This window comes from Ignavibacteria bacterium, from assembly GCA_016707005.1.
Classification (GTDB): Bacteria; Bacteroidota; Ignavibacteria; order Kapaibacteriales; family Kapaibacteriaceae; genus UBA10438.
This window is the reverse complement of record JADJIQ010000001.1, coordinates 1-20,923: the sequence shown is the minus strand read 5'-3', so window position 1 is coordinate 20,923 and position 20,923 is coordinate 1. Positions and strand designations below refer to the sequence as shown.

Here is a 20,923-nt window from a genome sequence, read left to right as displayed (position 1 = left end):
AATTATGTGGCTTTTACGATGTTTTGTACCCGATTGGGTACGATATCAGACCGATATCAGACCGTGCCCGGCACCTATGGTGCCGGGCACCAGGTCCCTCGTCGCTCCGCTCCTCGGGATGACGCTACCGTCGTTCTTCTACATAAAAAGAAAGGCGAGCACCATCCATGATGGTACTCGCCTTTCTAACACGAATACACTAGACAGAGCAGCGTCATCCCGAGCGCAGCGAGGGACCTCGCTACTCCGTCATTGCGAGCGAAGCGAGTGACGTCACTTGGTCACTTGGTCATTTCGTCACTTCACAACGACCCTCGTCACAATTGTACAGCATCACCGCATGTTGTCCGTCTGCCGTGGAGCAGACTGTGAGAGCTGTGCCATCGGAGCGATCAGTAGAAAGTCAAAGAGTCGAGTGGTGTACATGCTAAGCTCAATATGTGAGCACGTTCCTGTACTCCTCGTAAGCACCCCATTGAATTCGCGCGATATAGATGCCGGGAGGAAGCTGATGGAGCATCAATTGACCGCCATTTAGACTCTCTGTTGGCAATTCGGATACAAATCTTCCGGTTAGGTCAAAGACCGTAACGCGCGTGATATTCGCCATCTGAATTGTTCGGAATTCGAGCGCGCACCCTTCAATGGTCACAACACCCCTCGTAATCGTAGCGCGAGTACATTCGTCGATTTCGATCTGTGGAGTAGCGTCGAGCATATGCTGACGCATTGACGACAGGTACGTCCTCCATGTGATCGTTGAGACCCCCGTGTCTCCCACCAGTATCTTCACAGGGAGCATATTGGTGCCATCGTTCAACACTTGTCCTGAAGATATTCGTTCGGGTACCAGACCGGGATAGGTAGAGGTCATGTTGATGACAAGGGGCATATCCTCTTCATCAGCCACTACACTCAAGTTTGTGGTGAGTGTACTGCCAACAGGTCCGGATGCAGATCCATGACTGATGAGGATCTCTCGTGCCCTTGTTACAACGATGTTTGCTGTGTCGGTAACTGTGCATCCCACTGGTGACGTTGCTACACACAGGACTCGTTGTGAACCGTCCAGCTGAAGATCTATCGTTGTACCAGAACCGAGCAAGTCGTTGTTCTCGCTGTACCAGGATACGATGGTGCAGTTTGTCGTGGCGATGAGTGTGACCATCTGCCCTCGACATCCCGTAGCGTCATTCACGGTAAGTGATGGCCTATCAATCACGATGGTTGCGCGGATCGTGTCAGCGCATGTGACCGACGACTCCCGTACGAGCACAAACGAGGTATCTGCATGAGCTACGACCGATACACCACCGATGGTGAGCACCTGGCCGTCGCAGACAGTTGTATCGACCATTGCAGCTGGAACTTGCGGCTTGACCATAATAGTAAACGATGCAGAGTCTTCACACCCATGAATGGACCGACAGTGCACCACATAGGAAGTGCTGGCCGTCGGTGCTACGCTGAGCACTCTACTGATAACCACGGAGTTGTCGGACGTATTCCTCCATTCTACGGTAACATTACTATCCCCAACCACCCTCGCCTGAAGCGATAGGTTCTCACCTCTACAGATCGTCGTATCCCCTATCGGTAGTAGCTCTGGGTTGTCATGAACATTTACTGTGATCGAAGCTGTATCCTCGCACTTACCCGAAGATATAACAACGCGATAGGTAGCCGTTTCTGAAGGACGTACCGTTACATTCTGCGTATCACTGAATTCCGTGCCAAACTCGTCAAGCCATTTGAATCGCACCCCGCCACTTGCTCTCAGTGTTACTGATTGTCCCCTACAAAGATCCCTGACGCCGTTGATCTGTGCGTTGAGTGCTCCTCGCGTGATCACGATCGTATCAAGTCCTTCACAGCCGTTGCTATCAATCCCACGAACGACGTAGATCGACTTGTTTGCTGTTGGCACCAACCTTGTACTTGCTGAATCCGGATCGCTCAGGCCGATGGTCGGGAACCAACGATACTTCGTGGCACCTGTCGCCGTAAGCAACACTGTGTCCCCGAGGCACACGGAGAGGTCGGGTCCGACATCTACATCAGGTGGCGGTAGCACATTTGCATATCGTTCAACAGTATCAACGGCAACTCCATTGCTATAGATCAACGTCACCTTGTGAAGGCCTGGAGAGTTGAAGGTTACGCAAGGGGGCTTTTTATTGTCAGACGTCCGAGGTGTGCCCCCTTCAAAAGTCCACCGCCACTTTTCAACGCCAGCGTAAAAGACACTATCCATGGTAACGCATTCACCAAGGCAGACGGTGTCGACAACAAAGCTGGCTTTCGGCCACAGGCAGGATGTCGAGTCGAGTGAAAACGTTAACTGATTGACCAGATCCGGCATTCCGTGAAAGTTCATGAACCTGCTCGGCATACCATTGATCGACGACCAGAGATGATCCCGACCTGAAAGGAGTGTATCTGTTTGAATACCAAGTTCATCCGGATGCTTGAGGGCAAACACCATGGACTCCATGGCGAAGTACAACTTGCAATCCGGCGAGAGTGCATGTGCAACATATCCTCCGGCATCGTGCCAGCGCATCTGACCCATGTCCAGGGTTGCAACCGGAGTCAACATCGGACCCTGATGCCGCATATCGTATTGATACAGAACACTGGACGAGTCGCCCATAGTATCCCTCTTGTATCCGGGAACCCACACATACCGACCCCTGGGCGAAAACGCAGGGCTATTCGACAACGAGCTGCCACTCAGAGTGCAGTGGACGTTGAACGTACCCGAACCATGATGAAAGCGATAGATGCTGCTTCCGATGGCAGCCATATCTCCTGAAGTAGAGAACGTGAGCTTACCTCTTAGATCTGTTCTGCCTGACACCTCTGATCGCACTGGCTTGTGAATCGTATCGTTCTCTATTCTTAACGCATAGAAGATGATATTGGCCGATCCCGATGTAGGCTTGTTAACAAACACAAGCCAGGTAACCCCGCGTAGCGGATCGGCACAAGCACTAACAAGTTCCGTTGGTATCTCAAGGGCGGGATCGATGTCGAACAATGGTTGCAGAACTGAATCAACGGACTTCACAGTTCGGCTATCAAGGTCAAGGATCGACAACGATCTGTTGATATACCCACCATACGATGCTGAATCGGAATAGCTCTTGGGTGTTGCGAAGTACAACAGTCTGCTGTTACCCGGCATTGGGAACAACGCAACCTGGCTCATCCCAGATGGGTAATTAAGGGGGTCATCATAGCCGGTGTTTCGCCTACGAGACCCTTGCCAGAAGTATGGCACGTAGAACTTCGAGGTATCTGTCGACTTGGGATCGCTGAGACTCCGCACACCCTGGGCATCAGCGATCAGTCCAGTTTCGTTGTATGGTCCTAACCAGCACATTGCTGCACCATTTTTGTACGCAGAGTACTTCGCAGTGCCCCACCACCCTTCCGAGGCGACAGAGAGGTAATAACTTCTATCGTACGTTGGTGCATTCCACCCAACAGTGATCCCATTGGCCACGATCCACCAATGATTGAATGCAAACGACTGCGCCCAGAAATCAGTGTTGGTCCATAACGCGAATGCAACAAGCAATATCGTTCGTACTCTTAGGCCCATTTCACGGCAGGGGTATCACATTGGGACATCCTGTGATTCGGCCGGACAAGTTACGCCCCGGTTTGATGTCTGGCAACCCTGTACTGATTTGGTCCCGGCACCTATGTGGCACCAGGCACCAGGTCCCTCGTCGCTCAGGGCACGGCATGCCGTGCCCCTACGCTCCTCGGGATGACGCTACCATCGCATTCTCTTTCAAAAGAGAAAGGCGAGCACCATCCATGATGGTGCTCGCCTTTCTAACACGAATACGATAGACAGTGCAGCGTCATCCCGAGCGCAGCGAGGGACCTCAGATGAAATGATGAAATGACGAAATGACGTAATGACAAAACAACGTCACTCTGTCATTACGTCATTACGAGCGAAGCGAGTGAAGTCATTACTTCTTAGTCAGCGTAGCGGGATTTGAACCCACGACCTCCACTACCCCAAAGTGGCGCGCTACCGGGCTGCGCTATACGCTGTTCTCACAAGCTAATGTGCTAATGTGCTAATGTGCTAATCTGCTAATGTGCTAATCCGTAATGAGGATCGAGGTGCGGCGGGTGCGTGGTCCGTCGGTAACGACAACAGCATAGACGCCGGAGGGGAGCGATGGAACGCTGATGGGGAGTCCCGTACCGTTGGATTCTGCTGTGACGCGGTGGACGATGTTGCCCGACACGTCCGAAATTACAACGGTCATCGGTCCATTTCCATCCAGACCAAGCGTGAGGATCTGGTTTGGTCTGCAAGGGTTTGGATAGGTACCGGAAATGCGGAACTCGTCCTCTGCAACACTCGTTGCGGCCTTGACGGTGAGCGCTACCGGCTGCATCCAGTTCCATGCATCATTTGCATCATCATTGCCGTTACCATTCACGGCATTGCCAATGGCCTGCATGTAATACGTGCCTTCTGCGGAAGGGGCTTTCCAGGTAAAGGTGAAGCGAATGCTCCCACCTGACATACTACGCGCCGACGATTGGGTGATCTCTCCTGAACGCACGCGCAATCCGGATCCAGCCTGGACAGCAAGTGTGCCCGCGGCTACCGTGCCTGTCTCAGTGGTACGGACAGCAATCCCTACGCCAGCACTTGGGAAGGAGGGATGAGCAACAATAATCGTGAATGTTGTTGTGGAACCGGGTTCTACGATGCGGGCTCCACCTTCGAGGGTGACGGTGGTGGCTGTCTTTGGGCTAACGCCGTGACAGTCCCCACAGCCTGCCGTGGTGGTGGATGTGCGGCCGGCCTGACCGCTTGGCTCGGCAACTGCAACAACAGGAAGAATCAAGACGAGAAGGAGGAGAGTGCGCATCATGTGTTTTTCTAGTTACTGAGATACGGAGATACGGAGTTACTTACATCGGGCTTTAGCCCGATGTTACGTGCAAGAATGCTACAAAGATAACGATGTTACAACACGGTCTTATCTGCCCACAGTTCAGACTGTGCGGCTTTTGCCAACACCTGTGATGATGGCAAAACTCATCACAAGCGCACTGGCAACAAACACCCACCGCAATGGTAATGTGGTGGCAATAGCGCTGCAGATGAGGGGGCCGGTGAGATTGCCCATCAACGTTGCACTGCTGGCCAGCCCCATGATGCCGCCTTTACGTCCACTTGGGGCATTGCGGGAGAGCTCGCCGTACATCAAGGGCAATAGTGCCCCAACAGCGAGACCCATCATGGTACGGACGGGGAATAACCATTCGTACGATGGGACGATGGCCTGCAACAACATCCCACTGCCAACGATACTTCCGGCGATGATCATGGTTGGACGGAATCCAAAGGAGTCGCTTCTGCTTCCCCACCACGGTGCACTGATGATGGTGCAGACTCCCACAATGCTCACCACAATACCTGCAAGCGTTGAAAGCATGGACGTGGGTGCACCGAGCTGTTCAAGGTAATACGGGAAGATCGGTGTTGCCATCACGATGGCGGTCTGCACCATCATCACCATGATGAGCAGGGATCGAATGTTCGCACTCCGCCACGCAACTCGTACGTTGCCCAATACACGCGCACCACGCGACGAAACGGTAACACGTTCCTCACGGAGTTTGTAGATGAGGATCACAAGGCTGATGGCACACATCACACCAACAAAGAAGAAGACCGGACGGAATCCGATGGCATCGCTGATCACACCACCAACGAGTGGACCCATGATGTTTCCGGCACTGATCGATGTCTGTAATGTCCCAAGGGCAATGCCGACTTTTTCAGGGGGCGTCTGGACACTCACAAAGGCATTGTTGGAAGCCACAAATCCACTGGCAGCCCCTTGGAAAATTCGGAGCGCAAGGAGCATCCAGATGCTGTTGGAAAATCCCATCAGGGTCATGGCAATTCCAAGACCAAGGATGCCGCGCACGACCATGCTCTTCTGACCGTATTTGTCGCCAAGGCTTCCCCAGAGCGGCGTAAGAAGGCTCGACATTACGAAGGGGGCTGCGGTGATGATCCCACTCCACAACGCAGCGTCTTCCTGCGCAACACCAAGGTCACGCACAAAGAGCGGAAGAAACGGAATACATGCACTCATGCCAACCATGGCGATGAACTGTGCGAACCACAAGACGAGGAGGTTGCGCTGCCACGGATCGAGGTTGCTCTTGTTACGTACAAGGTCAACAATGGCGATCATGCTACCTGTGCCTGTTGATACGTCGAGAAACCACATAGCCCCCTGCCCCTGCTGCGATCATCACGAGGATGTAGGGCCAATGCTCGAGGGCGAGTGCGGGATAGAATGCGGCAATGAGTCTGACACCGGCAAAGGTGCCGCCGAGGTGGGCTTCGTGACCAATGTTGTCACCACCCCATTTTGAACCAACAACGGAATACACAATGAACAACGCTCCCACGATCCATGCCGGTGCGGGGAACGGCAATGGGAAGACCATCATGCGCAGATCGGGGAAGACAACAGTGGCAGCACCAACAATGGCACAGACGCCGGCTGATGCACCCACGGCGAGATAGTTGGGGTTGTGACGGTGGACGATGAGCGAGACAAAGGAACCGATGATGATGCCTAGGGCGTAGGTAAGACCAAAGCGCCAGGAGGTGACGACGTGTTCGAACCAGGTGCCGAAGAGAAACAGCGACAACATGTTCATGAACAAGTGCGGATAGTCTGCGTGAACGAATCCGCTGGTGAGAATACGCCACCATTCGCCCCGTTCACCGAGGACGGCATCAACATCCATCATGAGCATGTGAAAGAGTCGTCTATTCCGAAACGCAACGATCGTGACCGCCGAGGTGGCGATCACGATCGTGAGTGTTAACGGCGATAACGAGAGGTCGTTCACGGCACCATGGAAATGGCTGGTTGCGGTGCACGTCCAAGCCTTCTCTGAAGGGTCACGATGTGCTGCTCAAGCTCCTGTGCCGCTTGTTGTGTCCTGCGATCAGGCGCCATCATGGAGTACTTCCCGCGCAGTCCTTCAGCAACGGCAAGTGCCCCTGCGAAGTCCTTTGCACGTTCCTTCTTCATGATCTCGATCTCGTCGATCTTGTAGTTCAGGATCGGATCGGCTGTTGAGCCTTGACCCAATTGTCGATAGTAGCGCAGAGCAAGATCCCACTTCCCGGCAATGACCGATGCATCAGCAGCGATGAGTTCCGGCTGGGCATCTTCCGGCATATTGGATTCCTGAGCGCGGAGTGATGGCGTCTTCATGATGGCTTCGGCACTGGCAAGTGCACGCATTGCCATGTCGTCCGCCTCTTTCTGAAGTCCGCATGTCTCATAGAAACGAGCAAGCTGCAACTCAAACATTACGCTCAATGGGAAGAGATCGAGCGACAATGTCTGATTCATCTTCTGCAGAACCTTACCGGCACGTACGGTGTCCTTCTTGTCGTACAGAAGATAGGTTGCGTACTTGTAGAAGATGTTGCGGTAGTTGAGGATGTATCCGCGATGAACGTCATCGTAGTACACCTTCGGGTTGTTCAGGTTGCGGAACTTGAGACCGATGTTCGGGTCGTTATGAACCTCATCAAAGGCCATGTCCGTCATGAGGGTCTTCTCCATGATGGCCTCGTTCACACCTTCACCGATAGCCGATGCTTGTGGAGCAGGGCAGACACGGAAGCACATACCTTCGAGACGGAGATAGTTATCGAGACCAACGTATTCGTCGGCCCATGATGGATCACCAACAGACGTGGAGTAGTAGATCGGTCGTTCGAACTTGGTCTGCTGAAGGATATCGAGCACGAGTTTGTGCTGCACGCCGATGAAGTATTCCGGTTGTCCTGTCTGTCCTTGACGTCCGCCACCACCCTTGAATGTGAAGCGCATCACGCCGCCATTGATGATCGCCGAGTCCGTCGTGAACTTGGCAAGGATGGAACGTTGCACAGGGATCTCAACAACACGTGCCGGAGCAAAGTCATACGACAATGCCTTGGGATCATCCTCTGGTACAAGCAGTTGTTCGTCTGTGAACGTAAGAGGCAGCTTCTTTGCACCGAATGGTTCGCGGTTCTTGAGTTGCTCCACATACCATGTTGTTTGACCAAGCGAGAGGTTCACCACACGTACATCACGACGTACACCAGCAACGTCCTGCAGATACCACACAGGGAAGGTGTCGTTGTCGCCGTTGGTGAAGATGATCGCATCCTTCTCCACCGACTGCAGGATGTTGTATGCATAATCAAACGCAAGTGTGTTCCCTGCACGTGAGTGCGTGAACCAATTCTGCGATGCCATGTTGACGGGGATAAGTGCTAATACGGCAGCCAATCCGCCCCCTACCGCAGCAACATTGTTCTTGAGCTTTTCCAAGAGGAAGAAGGCACCAAGACCAACCCACATCGCATAGATCATGAACGAGGCCACATAGAAGTAGTCGCGCTCACGTGGTTGCGGATTCTGCTGATTCTGTTGAATAGCAGCGAGCACACCGGTCATGAGGAAGAGCACGAGGTAGACCCATGCCATCTTTCGATCGCGCTGGAAGTGGAAGAACATTCCAACCAGACCAAGGATCAGAGGAAGTGCGAAGTAGTTGATCGGGAAGTGTGATGCATAGCCGTTCTTGTGATTGAAGGACTCAACCACCTTTGCATCTGTAAGGGGGCTATAGGCGGGTGCATCTTGTACGTCACTGGTCCGACCCATGTAGTTCCAGAGGAAATACCGCAGATACATGTGGTCGATCTGATAGTCCCAGAGATAGGCGAACTCTGCACCGTTGTACTTGGACTTCCCGTTGGTCTTCCATGAGCTGAAGTCCGGACGTTGGAAGCGAGCTCCATCCTTACGTGTCACAACCTGCATCGGAGCACGTTCCCATGCACCGAACTTCAAGTAGTTATTGATGAATCGTTGTTCTTGTTGGTAGCGACGGGGCCATGTTGGAGCTTCGCCGTATTGTTCGCGACCAAGGTAGCTTACAAGCTTGCCGAGATCATCGGGCTTGTTTTCGTTCATCGGCGGGTTGGAGTTAGCACGGACGAGGATGTGTCCGTACGTTGAATATCCAAGGCAGATGAGCAGGAAGGACGTAGAGAGAAGCGAAAGAACACCGTGATTGGTCTTCTTTCCATAGTACACGCCATATGCAGCAACACCCAGGAGGGCGATGCCAACAAACGTCCAAATGCTGCCGTCGGAGAGGAACTCGCCCGCATCGTTCTTGAATGGGAAGTGTCCGGCGAACAGTGCAGGAAGCTTCATGATCACCAGCGTGTAGATCACGAAGAACGACACCAGTCCGATACCAAGCGTCATGAGGAAGGTCTTCGTTGAGACTGGTACTTGCGGAGATAGATGATCAGCACCAGGGAGAAGATCGTGAGGATCGACAGAAGGTGTACGCCAATGGAAAGGCCGATCATGTAGGCGATAAGAAGCAGGTAGCGTTCGTGACCCGGATCGTCTGCCTTTTCGTTCCATACCATCATCAGGTGGACGATGATCGCAACAAAGAGTGATGATGCCGCATACACTTCCGATTCAACAGCGTTGAACCAGAACGTATCGGTGAACGTGTACGTCATTGCTGCAACAAAGGCAGAACCGTAGACCAACATTGCATTGCTGAGCTTCCCAAGATCTTCCGTGAAGAAGTTGCGGATCACGCGTACCGTGATGAGATAGAGCAACACAATTGTTGCTGAGCTCGAGAACACAGAGACAAGGTTCACTCTCCACCCCGGGTCGCCAAACGGCAACAGGTGGAACAGTTTGCCCAACATCAGAAAGAGCGGAGCTCCCGGTGGGTGTGGTACCTGCTGCTGAACGGCAGCTGCTGTGAATTCACCGCAGTCCCAGAACGGGACGGTTGGTTGAACCGTGAGCAGGAAGGTGACCAATGAAACGAGGAACGCGATCGAGGCGAACGCATAGTGCAGCGAACGATTTGAATTCTGCATGTGCCCTGATGATACGATGGTGTGAATCTTGCAAAGGTACGACATCAACCACGGACGGCAGCCCTCCCAACGGCGGCGGCGCCAATGAGTCCGGCCTGTGATCCGAAGCGTGCAGGTAGCACTGTCAACGAGCGAGCTATTGTCGGTATTGCATACCGTTCCATTGTAGTCCTGATCGACTCTACAATGAAGGGGGCTTGCGCCACTCCCCCACCGAGGATCACCACCCGCAATCCCAAGACAGCCAGGGCTGAGCACAGTCCAAGTCCAATGAGACGTCCGGCCTCCTTGAACACCGCATCATTCTGGATCCGGCGAACATTCTCCACATCCTCGCCCTGCTCCCTGGCCATGCGCAGGATCCCTTGGATCCCCACGTATTCTTCCATCACGCCCGTGCGGAATGGTCGGGGGTCCAACGCCCCTTCCCTAGCCCATGCGTCCAGGATGATATGTCCAACCTCACCGGCATCGCCGTGCGGTCCGCGGTAAAGTTCACCGCCCAGGATCACTCCCCCGCCAATGCCCGTCCCAAGGGTCACGTAGAGAAAATCGGGATGTCCGACCCCCGACCCCATCATTGCCTCACCGAGAGCCGCCGCATTGGCATCGTTCTCCAAACCAATCGTCAGCGGAGCGTATCTCTGTATCTCCGTACCTCCGTAACTCTCTATCTCCGTATCTCCGTATCTCTGTATCTCACGTATGAGGTCAACATCATCCCACCCCGGTAGGTTAGGGGGCGCCTGCACGTGTTTTGTGACGGGGTCTACCACGCCCGGAACGCCGATCCCAATAGACTCCACCTCCGGGTTCCGTTCAAGGATCTGCTTCACCACACCACGGATACGTTCCACTACCGCATCCCGACCCTCCGCTGCCAACGTTGGCTTGGACTGGTCCCACAAGACCGATCCATCATGGGACACAACACCATATTTGATGTTGGTTCCGCCGATGTCGATTGCTCCGTTCATCATGCAAGTTAGCCTGTATGACTGTAATGCGACCTGTGTAGGCGACCTGTGTAGGTGACCTGTTTAGGTGACCTGTTTAGGTGACCTGTTTAGGTGTGGCACCTGTCGGCCAAAAAAAAATGGTAGCACCACGGTCACCCGTAGCACTACCATTGTAGAAAGTCTGGCTTAAAGAAGGCGCTTGAAAAAGGCGCTTATCAAGCCGATTAACGGCTATAGTATTCGATCACAAGTGGTACTTCGCACACGATCGGGACTTCTTCCCGTGGCGGCATGTACAGGAACTTGAACGAATAATCTGCCTTGCTCATTTCGATATAGGGCGGCGGTGCAGATGAACGGATGGCTTCTTGGATGGCTTCGAGCTTGCGGCTCTTATCCTTCACGGCGATCACGTCATTTGGCTGAACCGAATATGCCGGCATATCGACCTTTTTGCCGTTGATCGTAACGTGTCCGTGGCGGACATATTGACGTGCAGCATAGATCGAACGAGCGAGGCCCGAGCGGAACACCAGGGCGTCGAGACGCTGCTCAAGAAGCTGGACGAAGATGTCCACCTTGTTTCCCTGAATACGGGAAGCCTTCTTGATGTAGTTCGTCATCTGACGTTCGTGGAGATTGTACTGAAGACGCAGGCGCTGCTTTTCCATCAGCTGCTTTGCGTAGTCAGAGAGTTTCGCACGCTTTTTCGATGCACCGTGCTGACCCGGAGGGGCCGGCTTGCGGTCCATGTACTTGCGCGCCTTTGGCGTCATCGCAAATCCCACCTTGCGGGATAGCTTGACCTTTGGGCCATTGTACTTCATGGTACCTCGCTCCCGAATGAATCGGGGCAATATTAGTGGATGATCCTCCTCCACCCGGGGTATCGCCGGAATGGGAGAGCCACGAAGATAAGAAATCTTCTAGTTACCTAGTTACCTAGTTACAGAGTTACGTAGTTACCCAGTTAAAGGGTTACTCAGTTACGGGGTTACTCAGCTAGATGTTTGTCGTTAACGGCCAACGGAGAAATAGGAGCCGGAGAGGATCCGTACGTCTTCAGGACCAGCTGTTCTACGCCGGAACTGCAACTTCAGTGTGCCTCCGGTGCCTCCGATGTACGCTACACCTTGAATGCGAAAGACTCTCTCGTTGTTGTCTGAATCAACGTTCTGGATCTCAGCAGGAGATGTTGCATCAAAAACGGTGGTTTCACCACCGTTGGCATCTGCGCGTTCAATCGAATACGTGGCAGTGCCGCTCGGAAATGCCACAGCGATGTCCATGTTATCATTACCGCTTGAGTTCTGTGTGCGTAGCAATGCATCCATCGTATACGTGGTGTTGGCAACAACAGTCACACTCAATTCCACAACATCTTGGTAGGTGGTACTATTCGTTGCGTCGGTGGTGGCATTGCGGACGATGGTGAGGTTGCCGCTTGAGCCTGTCCAGCCAAGTGAAACGTTGTAGGGGCCGCTGCCGGAAACCGTTGATGCCGACAAGACCTGACCGTTTGAAGGTTGTGTTGTTGGCAGCGTATAGATGATGTCGTTTGCCTGTGCGCTTGATTTAAACGCACTAAAGTTCGTGCCATCGGCAAGTGCCTCAACGAGTCGCAATTCTTTGGCATTCTGGATGGTAACATCACCGGCTGTGCTAACGTTGCCCCCTGCCTCGGCAAGAACGGCGGTGTTTTCAGCCCACACAGAGCCGTTCCAACGAAGAGTGGAATTTGTGGTTGTTCCGGCCGGCAATGGCAATGGAGTCCAACTCAGGGTTCCGCTTCCGTTGTTGGTGAGAACACCAGCCCCATTTGCTGCTGGCCATACGTAAGGAACATCCTTGATACGGATGAGGTCTCCGGCAGCATTGACCCGAAACTGGCTTGTTGTTCCAACGGTGAACCTGTCATCAGGCGTTGCATCTCCTACGCCGACATTAACATTCTCAAATGCCGCGGCTGCTCGTCCAATGGAGAATACATACTGGGGCGATGTGGTTGAAGCCATGAGATATTGAAACTCACCGTTCGCACTGTTCGCTGGGTTCCTCAGTGAGCTGCCACGGAATTCCAGGCGGATATTCGACTGGACACCAGAACCCGGTTTGAAACCAAAGTCTACGAGGTCTGGCGCACCACCACCTGCTTGCGTTTCGAAGAGTGCTCCATTGGAGCCATCCCTATGCTGTATGCGCAGACGAGATGTACCATAGGTATCTCCCAATTGCTCGAGAATCAGCTCTTGGTTGGACGTGATCGTTGATGACGTGGCATTCGTAAAGCGCTGATTTCCGGCGATCGCAAGCTGATAACTTGCAACAGGTGCTACACCAACGCCCACTCTACCATCCGAGGCGATCTGCATTCGTTCCGCATTGTTCGTAAACAAACGCAACGGATTCGCATTTGCTTCAGCAATACCGATGATGTTGTTTGATGCTGTAATGCCGGTGTTACCACCCAGCAACCACGCTGTAGAACCAACGAGTGTAGCAGATGAGACATTGTCAACATCACCGGACGAATTCGAAACGAGGACACGATCGAAGCCAACCGGAAGAATCGCCTTTGCAACGCCCCCTACTGAACTAAGCCGAACATTGGGCGTTCCTGCCGTTCCCGCTACTTCGAAGCGCGAAGTTGCGGCTGGAGTTGCCGTCCCAAGTGCCAACGCTCCGTTAGCACTGATCAGTACCTGCTCTCCGGGAGGTGCATTGTAGAAGAACACACGTCTGGTAGAAGTACCGGAAGCCGGGATCGTGTCGATGAGGATGCCGGTATATCCCGTAGCCGGAAGCAAGACACCGGTGTTGTTGGGTCCGTCAACAAACAAGCCAATACCATTCTGGATGCTCGCGTTGTTTGCGATAAACCGAGTGCGCAAACCAGTATAACGGGTAAGTGTAAGTGAACCACCACCTGATGTGCGTGAAAAGTCTGCATACACGCCGGCAGCATCGGCAATGGTTCCACTACTATTCTGAACTGTTAGGCGTGCATAAACCCCTTGAGGAGTGATTCCACCCGAGCTGTTCGTCAAAATTGTAGTGGTTGCAACTCCCCGCGCTGCGAACGATGCCGCAGCTCCGTTAAAAGTGGCATTGAGGTTCACCATTGCAGCGTCCTGGGTAAGAGCTGCGGTTTGATTGCTCGAGACACTAAGACGAGAGCCCTGTGGAGTGACGATGCTGGGGATGGACACATTACCAGCGGACGTAATCCTCATACGCTCTGTGGCACCAGATCCAAGGACCAGATCCTGTGCATTGCTGGTTCCGAGGTATTGTTGACCTCCACCAGTTCCACCCAATGTTATCGCATTGCCGCTAAGCGACCACGAAGTAGATCCAGAGACGGTGTTGGTACGAAGTCTTCCTAAACCATCGAGGGTGAGGAATATCGTTGTAGCTCCATCAGCCGGGATGTTTAGCAGCGTAAGGTCGTTCCCCACACCCGGGTCGAGCGAGATCGATCCGCCCGAGACCGTAAGACCACCAAAGGTGGGCGATGCCGTTGAGGAGCTTACTAGAAGCGTTCCACCAACGGTTGGAAGAGTGAAGTTAACAGGGCTCGTAAGACCAGACGGTGGCAACAACGTAGCGCGATTAGCATTGCCACTTTGAACGAGCATCAGAGACGGAACGATTGATCCGCCTTGTGCTTGGACTGCAACTGACGAGATCAGCAGACCGAAGAGGAGTACTATTGGTGTTCGCATGGTGAGATTACAAAGCAACGTTGTGTTAAAATTGACTCACTCCCATCTTCTTGTCGGTCGAATGGCATGGCTCGAAGGTGAGCTAACGCGTGTGTAAGCGTACAGATACAAGCCATGACAACCTCTCAGAAATATCGGGGCATCAAAACTATCGCCTCATGGGCTAGGGTTCAACAGTAGAAACTCTATCAGGGTTCCCACGTACCTTTTTGCGGTATCTACACGTACGAAAAAGCCCCTTCAGTGAAACTCACGAAGGGGCTTGATATGAAACAATGGTATATCAGTTCGTTGTAAAGCGCAGGATAGAGTTCTTGAGCAAGGTTACAACATCGCCACCTGCACCATTTACTCTTCGGAATCTCAATTGGACGTTCCCGGCAGTTCCACCTGTGATAACAATACCACGAAGCTCATAGATGCGTTGAGTTGGTGCAACATCTGTTGCAAACTCCAGATTCGTGGCTTCTGTGTAGTTACCGTTGTCATCACTGACTCCAGGGAAGATCATAATGTAGTACCATGCAATGGTAGTACCTGCGGGAACTGAGAAGTTGACCTGAATATTCGCTGCCGCAGATGACGAGTAGAATCGAATAACAGTATTGAGCTCATAGACCTTGTTGATGGCAACTGGCACGAACAAGTCGTCCACATTTTCGAACGTGACATTAGATGTATTCGTTTCATCCGTCTTTTGAACCTTAAACGTAGATTTTGCAATCGTGCCACCCGCTGACCCACTCCGTTGTAATGTCATTCCCGGAAACTGCAGTTACTGCAAGCGTTTGACCAACAGTAGGGAGAGTGGAAGGCAAGGTCACATTCTGCTGAACAGTGTTTGTTCCCGGCAGAAAGATCAGTGGTTTACCCGTGATCGGGTCGAACAAGTTGAAGTTCGTTGTGATCTGATTCTGAGCCGAGACGCCCATGAAGCTGAAGATCATCAAAAGGATGATCTGAAAGGAAACAAGTCGATAGTTCATGGTCATCATACTGCATGTTGCCTGTGTCGTGATTCTTTGAGTGCTTTTCTTACGGTAGTGAGGTGCCGCGCATGTACGAGTTAGCGAGCATGCGAACGGTTTGTCCGTTGACCGAAGAACGGAATCTCATCTGGATGTTTCCTGGTGTTCCCACCGTCAGAATCGTTCCGCGCACTTCAAATGTGAGAACGTTGGGGTCAGCTGGTAAAGGAAGGTTACAGTCCGACGTTTCAACAAAGTTTCCTGCATCGTCTGCTACAGCATTGTTTCGTATGAAATAATACGACATCGTTGTTCCTGCTGGAACAGTGAATTGTATCTGCATATTGGCTCCACCACCGACTCGTCTGCAACGCAGGAAGGCGCAGAATTCATAGAGTCGGTTGGCGATCACGGGAAACGTTAAATCAGTCACATCGGCATAGGCGGGATTCGTTGCGATGTCCTGGTCAGCAGCCTTCACAACAAATGTCGCAACTGCTCCTGCACCAGCAGGATCCTGCCACTGCGAGACAATATCAGCCTCATTCACCGTATTTACGACGAGAAGCTGATTTACCGTAGGTAATGACGAAGGAAACATCAGAGACTGTTGTACAAGGATCTGGCCTGTTACAATTGAAACGGATCTGCCGTTGGTGCCAGAAGATAGGTTCAGCCTCGTCATTCCATGATTCTGCGCAGCAACAACAGTTACCATCCATACCAAAACGGTTAGCGCTGTTACAATTCGGCGTTGGTTCATTGTATGCTCGTCCCAGTACACCAAGAACTCTTTCGAGTTTCGGCAGTTGTTTTTAGTCCGTGAAAATCTTCATCACCGAGTTCTGCAAGAGATTCACAGAACCGGCTCCGCCATCGCGTCTGAACCTCAGCTGCACAAAGCCAGGTGTTGTGCCAGTTACGATATAGCCTTGGATGTTGTAGTAACGCACTTGCGCACTGTTCACTTGAAGCAGTGCATCTACCGACTCCGTAAAGCCGGCCGCTACGTCGGCATCGTTTACTTGAAACGTTCCAGTGGTCTGTGTGGAGCTCACGTAATAATAGTTGATCGAGGTGCCGGAGGGAACCTCAAAGTCGATCCGCATGTCAGCATTTGCATCGCCTGAGTTATTTATCCGGAAGAAGCCTTCAACGTAGTATGCCTTGTTCGGAGCCACGTAGAACCGCATATCCGTTGCATCAACGTAGGCCTGCGCAGCCTCCGCTTGATCAGCTGTTTTCCTCACCCAATACGATGATGCCGATGGGTCCCATGGTGGCCCCAAGCGGTGGTCACTGTATCGCCAGACACAGAACGCACTACCAGGCGAAACCCGTAGTGAGTGGTGGGTCCGTCGGGAAAATGATCGTCTGTTGCACGGTTGAACTTGATGGCAGCAATACGAATGACTGACCATTCGTTGGTTGCGTAACACGAAGTTCTTGTGCGTTGTGCTGTTGCGCCCAAACAGGCAGGCTGCACACCACAGTGAGAAGAAGTGACAACAGTATTCGAGAGATCATGATTGCTCGTTGAGTTCTAATGCAAGAATCACTTAGTGCTGCGTAGTTGCCGTCTTCTTTGCCGGCACTACGGTTGTCGACTTCGGCGTTGTCACTGTGCCGGTATACGGGATCGTAGGAACTGGCCTGCTTTTCCGAGGTTGCCACAGTTGTAGTAGTCGTACAATGCCCACTGATTACAAGACGTTTCCTTTTCTTCGCGTCCTTGAGCCGATTCGCCCCCTGACTTCGACTTCTCTTTAACTGACGGTTGTTGGCCGTTGCAGTTTCTCATTTGGTCCGTGAGTGTACGAGCGCAACCCTTAACCTGGGAACCAGATTGAGGCTGAGCGTTACCAACAACGACTCCAAGGAGAATCCCTGTGATCGCAACGATGAAGATGTTTGTGCGTTTCATTTGGATGATTCCTTGCTGATTACGGATTGTTGATTGCTGACAGGATAACCCAGCGGATTCGTCCCCAGAGTAGACCATGTGGGCAACGATTGTACCCACAGCGCCACCACCGAATGCAATGGCAGTAGCTGTTGCATTGTCCCCGGCTGGACAACAACGGCGTTCGCACCAGCTGTCCAGCTGTACCGGAAGCGTGCATACTTGCGACCATCTGTACCGGCAGGAAGAGACACATAGGCTGTTCCGCCTGTTCCGTTGTTGCTGATTTCAACCTTCTCCCATGTGTTCACAAAGGCTGCCAATGGCGCTCCAAGTGCCGTTGGTGCTACAGCGGCTGCTGTATTGGCTGTGTTCACCATAGTACCGGTCTTGGTTGTCACACCGGAGAGCGTTGAACCGGTGAACGTACCACCAGTCACTGTCTTACCAGTGAATGTCACTGCAGTTGGAATTGAGATCGTCGGATTACCAGCAACACCATCGCCATTTGTTACGGTGATCTCGTTGGCTGTACCTGCGATGAGTCGGGTATTGTAAGTGTCTACACCAGTGCGAACAAGGATGCCTGTTGTAGCAACACCAGCGATAGATGTGAGGTCTGCATCAACCGGCTGTGCGCCAAGGTTTGTAAGAGCGCCACCTGCTGTTGATGAACCCGTACCGCCGTTAGCGATCGAGGATGCCGATGACTTCCGTTGTAGCGAGATCAACTGCAGAACTAACCGATGTGCTTGTAATAAACTCGTTCGACTGAATGATCGCGCCAGCGATGCCAAGCAAGATCGATGCGCCGTTATTCACGGTCATCGTTGCAGTGGCGTTCGTTCCTGTTGTGATCGCTGAGAATGAGCTTCCAGCTGTTGGCACCCATGATGGCACACCAGCTGTGAAGTGTCAAACGTCGCCGTTAGATGCTGCTGGTAAAGGTTGTGAAGCCACCGACCGCGTTGGCGTACATGATTGATCAATTGGTACGGCAGAAAGTCCTGCCCTGTTCCACCATTCGCTACAGGAACAATTCCTGTGGGTGAGATCGTTGGGTTACCCCTCAACACCGCTGCCATTTGCAACACTGATCGGAGATACACCAACGATTGTGCGTTGTGCATATGTCCCAGCGCCTGTTTGAACAGCGAAGCCAGTGCCTGCCAGTCCAGAGATCGCTGTGAGTTCTGCATCTACCGGTTGTGCGCCAAGGTTTGTAAGTGCGCCACCTGCTGTTGACGAACCCGTACCGCCGTTAGCGATCGGAGATGCCGTTGACTTCCATTGTGGCGAGATCAACTGCGCACCAACCGATGCTTGGGTAATAAAACTCGTTCGACTGAATGATCGCGCCAGCAGTACCAAGCAAGATCGATGCGCCGTTATTCACGGTCATCGTTGCAGTGGCGTTCGTTCCTGTTGTGATCGCGAGAAATGGAGCTTCCAGCTGTTGGCACCCTGATGGCACACCAGCTGTGAGTGTCAAGACGTCGCCGTTAGATGCTGCTGGTAAGGTTGTGAAGCCACCGACCGCGTTGGCGTACATGATTGATCAATTGGTACGGCAGAAGTCCGCCCTGTTCCACATTCGCTACAGGAACAATTCCTGTGAGTGAGATCGTTGGGTCACCGGCAACACCGCTGCCATTTGCAACACTGATGGGTGATAACCGACGATGGTGCGGTTTGTGAACGTGCCTGCAGCTGTGCGTGCAAAACCATACCGTTACGGCGAGGGCCGGACAATACATTCGCAGTGATGGTTCCTGTCGAGATTGGCGCGAGTGATGAACTCAAACCAAATTCTGGTGTCTGACCTGCGTTCACACCGGTTGTGATAGCAGAGAACGAACTGCTAGCCGGGCAGCCCAACTTTAGGAATTCCGCCAGATACCGTAAGTATCTGTCCTGCTGCACCAACACTAAAGTGTTGAGAACACGCCAGGGGGCACTTGCATACATGATCGAACCGGTCGTTGCTGCGCAGAGGAGAGTCTTGACCTGTTCCGCCATTCGCTACTGGAACGATGCCAGTAAGAGATCGTAGGATTGCCCGCAACACCGTGCACCCCATCAGCAACGCTGATCGGCGAAACGCCTACGATGGTGCGTTGTCCATATGTACCGGCGCCTGTTTGAACAGCGAAGCCAGTGCCTGCTAGCCCAGAGATCGCTGTGAGTTCTGCATCTACCGGTTGTGCGCCAAGATTTGTCAGGGCGCCACCTGCTGTTGAAGAACCAGTACCGCCGTTGGCGATTGGTAGAACTCCTGGCGAGCGACGTTGCACTAACAGGAGACCAAGAAAGGTTGCCAGCTGCGTCGTTTGTAAGCACACCAGTTGCGTTTTGCTGCGGGCCATACGTACGGAACGTTCTTAATGCGAATCAGATCGCCGGTTGCGCTAACCCGAAACTCAGAAGCGTTACCAACGGTGAAACGTATTTAGGAGTAGCGTCGCCGATACCGACATCAACATTCTCGAAAAAGCCGCGGCGGCACGTCCAATGGGAGAACATACAAGGGGGCGAGGGTGGTTGAAGCCGCGGGAAACTGAAACTCACCATTCGCAGTGTTGGCAATATTCTGAGCAGCGCCACGGGTTTATAGGCAGATGTTAGATTGAACACCAGTGCCCGCTTAGTCCCAGTCGACCAAGGCCGGACCAGCTGGATCTGTTTCGAACAATGCCATTGGATCCATTGCGATGTTGAAGACGAAGTCGTGAAAGCCGAACACGTCGGTGGTCTGCTCAAGCCTGGGTTCCGTTCCAGCCGCTGAGATTGTTGAGGGTGCCTACTGCTGTGAATCGCTGATTCCCAGCTAATGCCAACTGATACGTTGCAACTGGAGCAGTTCCAATACCGACTAATCCATCAGACGCAATGGTCATGCGCTGAACATTGTTTGTGAAAATCCGAAGAGGATTTGCGTTTACATCTGTGATACCAAGGATGTTGTTAGCTCCTGTGATACCTGTGTTACCACCCGGTATCCAAGCAATCGTGCTGAGATTCGTAAGTGAGTAGCCGGCCCCATTTCCAACGAGGATCTGATTCGAGAGTGGCGTAGTACTGAGCCCCGTACCCCCGTTAGCGATTGGAAGGACACCATTACTTCTGCAGTTGCGAGGTCAACAGCATTGGTTGTGGAACCGCTGCCGATGAATCTATTTGCTTCATTGATCGCGCCGGCTGTTAAGAGAACAATCGATGCTCCATTGTTTACTGTCATCCCAGCAGTGCTGTTGGCTCCAGTAGAGATCTGGTTGGAACGGAACCGTTGTAGCTATTGGAAGCGAGCTCGACCACACCGGAACACCTACGGGACCCGGAGATTAGGATCTGGTTGTTACCTGGTGTGA

At 52.7% G+C, this 20,923-nt stretch carries 23 protein-coding genes and 1 tRNA gene; all 24 read right to left on the bottom strand.

What is annotated here, in order from left to right:
* Positions 1 to 433: 433 nt before the first annotated feature.
* On the bottom strand, positions 434 to 3,583 hold the full coding sequence (locus IPI29_00120; GenBank protein MBK7410953.1) for a T9SS type A sorting domain-containing protein: 3,150 nt from the start codon (positions 3,581 to 3,583) through the stop codon (positions 434 to 436).
* Positions 3,584 to 4,000: 417 nt separating this feature from the next.
* Positions 4,001 to 4,074 (bottom strand) — tRNA-Pro (locus IPI29_00115).
* A 50-nt stretch (positions 4,075 to 4,124) separates the two neighbouring features.
* Entirely contained in the window at positions 4,125 to 4,913 is a 789-nt protein-coding gene (locus IPI29_00110; GenBank protein MBK7410952.1) for a T9SS type A sorting domain-containing protein, read from the bottom strand.
* Positions 4,914 to 5,036: 123 nt separating this feature from the next.
* Complete coding sequence (locus IPI29_00105) at positions 5,037 to 6,251, bottom strand: MFS transporter (GenBank protein MBK7410951.1); 1,215 nt, start codon at positions 6,249 to 6,251, stop codon at positions 5,037 to 5,039.
* A gap of 1 nt (position 6,252) precedes the next feature.
* Positions 6,253 to 6,921 carry a rhomboid family intramembrane serine protease gene (locus IPI29_00100; protein MBK7410950.1) on the bottom strand — a complete coding sequence of 223 codons (669 nt, stop codon included), beginning with the start codon at positions 6,919 to 6,921 and terminating at the stop codon, positions 6,253 to 6,255.
* On the bottom strand, positions 6,918 to 9,356 hold the full coding sequence (locus tag IPI29_00095; protein MBK7410949.1) for a hypothetical protein: 2,439 nt from the start codon (positions 9,354 to 9,356) through the stop codon (positions 6,918 to 6,920). The genes IPI29_00100 and IPI29_00095 overlap by 4 nt, the downstream gene beginning before the upstream one ends.
* Positions 9,353 to 10,000 (bottom strand): DUF2723 domain-containing protein, encoded by a 648-nt coding sequence (locus tag IPI29_00090; GenBank protein MBK7410948.1) that lies wholly within the window; start codon positions 9,998 to 10,000, stop codon positions 9,353 to 9,355. The genes IPI29_00095 and IPI29_00090 overlap by 4 nt, the downstream gene beginning before the upstream one ends.
* A gap of 44 nt (positions 10,001 to 10,044) precedes the next feature.
* On the bottom strand, positions 10,045 to 10,977 hold the full coding sequence (locus tag IPI29_00085) for an ROK family protein (GenBank protein MBK7410947.1): 933 nt from the start codon (positions 10,975 to 10,977) through the stop codon (positions 10,045 to 10,047).
* A 206-nt stretch (positions 10,978 to 11,183) separates the two neighbouring features.
* Complete coding sequence (gene rpsD, locus IPI29_00080; GenBank protein ID MBK7410946.1) at positions 11,184 to 11,786, bottom strand: 30S ribosomal protein S4; 603 nt, start codon at positions 11,784 to 11,786, stop codon at positions 11,184 to 11,186.
* 189 nt (positions 11,787 to 11,975) lie between these two features.
* Positions 11,976 to 14,684 (bottom strand): hypothetical protein, encoded by a 2,709-nt coding sequence (locus IPI29_00075; GenBank protein ID MBK7410945.1) that lies wholly within the window; start codon positions 14,682 to 14,684, stop codon positions 11,976 to 11,978.
* Positions 14,685 to 14,967: 283 nt separating this feature from the next.
* Complete coding sequence (locus IPI29_00070; protein ID MBK7410944.1) at positions 14,968 to 15,324, bottom strand: hypothetical protein; 357 nt, start codon at positions 15,322 to 15,324, stop codon at positions 14,968 to 14,970.
* A 64-nt stretch (positions 15,325 to 15,388) separates the two neighbouring features.
* Positions 15,389 to 15,670 carry a hypothetical protein gene (locus IPI29_00065; protein MBK7410943.1) on the bottom strand — a complete coding sequence of 94 codons (282 nt, stop codon included), beginning with the start codon at positions 15,668 to 15,670 and terminating at the stop codon, positions 15,389 to 15,391.
* A 49-nt stretch (positions 15,671 to 15,719) separates the two neighbouring features.
* Positions 15,720 to 16,415, bottom strand: a complete 696-nt coding sequence (locus IPI29_00060; GenBank protein MBK7410942.1) for a hypothetical protein — start codon at positions 16,413 to 16,415, stop codon at positions 15,720 to 15,722.
* Positions 16,416 to 16,467: 52 nt separating this feature from the next.
* Positions 16,468 to 16,902 (bottom strand): hypothetical protein, encoded by a 435-nt coding sequence (locus IPI29_00055; GenBank protein ID MBK7410941.1) that lies wholly within the window; start codon positions 16,900 to 16,902, stop codon positions 16,468 to 16,470.
* Positions 16,903 to 16,975: 73 nt separating this feature from the next.
* The gene (locus tag IPI29_00050) at positions 16,976 to 17,179 is read right to left on the bottom strand and encodes a hypothetical protein (GenBank protein ID MBK7410940.1); all 204 of its coding nucleotides are present in this window, start codon (positions 17,177 to 17,179) and stop codon (positions 16,976 to 16,978) included.
* Between the two features lie 91 nt (positions 17,180 to 17,270).
* Positions 17,271 to 17,576, bottom strand: a complete 306-nt coding sequence (locus IPI29_00045) for a hypothetical protein (GenBank protein ID MBK7410939.1) — start codon at positions 17,574 to 17,576, stop codon at positions 17,271 to 17,273.
* Entirely contained in the window at positions 17,573 to 18,286 is a 714-nt protein-coding gene (locus IPI29_00040; GenBank protein MBK7410938.1) for a hypothetical protein, read from the bottom strand. The genes IPI29_00045 and IPI29_00040 overlap by 4 nt, the downstream gene beginning before the upstream one ends.
* Positions 18,243 to 18,455, bottom strand: a complete 213-nt coding sequence (locus tag IPI29_00035) for a hypothetical protein (protein MBK7410937.1) — start codon at positions 18,453 to 18,455, stop codon at positions 18,243 to 18,245. Before IPI29_00035 ends, IPI29_00040 begins: the two co-directional genes overlap by 44 nt.
* A gap of 162 nt (positions 18,456 to 18,617) precedes the next feature.
* Positions 18,618 to 18,860 carry a hypothetical protein gene (locus IPI29_00030; protein MBK7410936.1) on the bottom strand — a complete coding sequence of 81 codons (243 nt, stop codon included), beginning with the start codon at positions 18,858 to 18,860 and terminating at the stop codon, positions 18,618 to 18,620.
* Positions 18,817 to 19,047, bottom strand: a complete 231-nt coding sequence (locus tag IPI29_00025; protein ID MBK7410935.1) for a hypothetical protein — start codon at positions 19,045 to 19,047, stop codon at positions 18,817 to 18,819. The genes IPI29_00030 and IPI29_00025 overlap by 44 nt, the downstream gene beginning before the upstream one ends.
* 10 nt (positions 19,048 to 19,057) lie before the next feature.
* Positions 19,058 to 19,312 (bottom strand): hypothetical protein, encoded by a 255-nt coding sequence (locus IPI29_00020; GenBank protein MBK7410934.1) that lies wholly within the window; start codon positions 19,310 to 19,312, stop codon positions 19,058 to 19,060.
* Between the two features lie 171 nt (positions 19,313 to 19,483).
* A complete protein-coding gene (locus IPI29_00015; protein MBK7410933.1) occupies positions 19,484 to 19,921 on the bottom strand; it encodes a hypothetical protein in 438 nt (145 codons plus the stop codon).
* Between the two features lie 390 nt (positions 19,922 to 20,311).
* Positions 20,312 to 20,452: a hypothetical protein gene (locus tag IPI29_00010; GenBank protein ID MBK7410932.1), complete on the bottom strand. Its 141-nt coding sequence runs from the start codon at positions 20,450 to 20,452 to the stop codon at positions 20,312 to 20,314.
* 41 nt (positions 20,453 to 20,493) lie between these two features.
* Positions 20,494 to 20,793, bottom strand: coding sequence for a hypothetical protein (locus IPI29_00005; GenBank protein ID MBK7410931.1), 300 nt, complete (start codon positions 20,791 to 20,793; stop codon positions 20,494 to 20,496).
* Positions 20,794 to 20,923 lie beyond the last annotated feature (130 nt).

What these genes read in the sequence shown, in the direction of transcription:
- IPI29_00110 (MBK7410952.1), bottom strand. Translation starts at nt 4,913, where the DNA reads ATGATGCGCACTCTCCTCCTTCTCGTCTTGATTCTTCCTGTTGTTGCA.
- IPI29_00105 (MBK7410951.1), bottom strand. Translation starts at nt 6,251, where the DNA reads ATGATCGCCATTGTTGACCTTGTACGTAACAAGAGCAACCTCGATCCG.
- IPI29_00095 (MBK7410949.1), bottom strand. Translation starts at nt 9,356, where the DNA reads ATGACGCTTGGTATCGGACTGGTGTCGTTCTTCGTGATCTACACGCTG.
- IPI29_00090 (MBK7410948.1), bottom strand. Translation starts at nt 10,000, where the DNA reads ATGCAGAATTCAAATCGTTCGCTGCACTATGCGTTCGCCTCGATCGCG.
- IPI29_00085 (MBK7410947.1), bottom strand. Translation starts at nt 10,977, where the DNA reads ATGAACGGAGCAATCGACATCGGCGGAACCAACATCAAATATGGTGTT.
- rpsD (MBK7410946.1), bottom strand. Translation starts at nt 11,786, where the DNA reads ATGAAGTACAATGGCCCAAAGGTCAAGCTATCCCGCAAGGTGGGATTT.
- IPI29_00075 (MBK7410945.1), bottom strand. Translation starts at nt 14,684, where the DNA reads ATGCGAACACCAATAGTACTCCTCTTCGGTCTGCTGATCTCGTCAGTT.
- IPI29_00065 (MBK7410943.1), bottom strand. Translation starts at nt 15,670, where the DNA reads ATGAACTATCGACTTGTTTCCTTTCAGATCATCCTTTTGATGATCTTC.
- IPI29_00060 (MBK7410942.1), bottom strand. Translation starts at nt 16,415, where the DNA reads ATGAACCAACGCCGAATTGTAACAGCGCTAACCGTTTTGGTATGGATG.
- IPI29_00050 (MBK7410940.1), bottom strand. Translation starts at nt 17,179, where the DNA reads ATGATCTCTCGAATACTGTTGTCACTTCTTCTCACTGTGGTGTGCAGC.
- IPI29_00045 (MBK7410939.1), bottom strand. Translation starts at nt 17,576, where the DNA reads ATGAAACGCACAAACATCTTCATCGTTGCGATCACAGGGATTCTCCTT.
- IPI29_00020 (MBK7410934.1), bottom strand. Translation starts at nt 19,312, where the DNA reads ATGTATTGTCCGGCCCTCGCCGTAACGGTATGGTTTTGCACGCACAGC.
- IPI29_00015 (MBK7410933.1), bottom strand. Translation starts at nt 19,921, where the DNA reads ATGGCCCGCAGCAAAACGCAACTGGTGTGCTTACAAACGACGCAGCTG.
- IPI29_00010 (MBK7410932.1), bottom strand. Translation starts at nt 20,452, where the DNA reads ATGACCATTGCGTCTGATGGATTAGTCGGTATTGGAACTGCTCCAGTT.
- IPI29_00005 (MBK7410931.1), bottom strand. Translation starts at nt 20,793, where the DNA reads ATGACAGTAAACAATGGAGCATCGATTGTTCTCTTAACAGCCGGCGCG.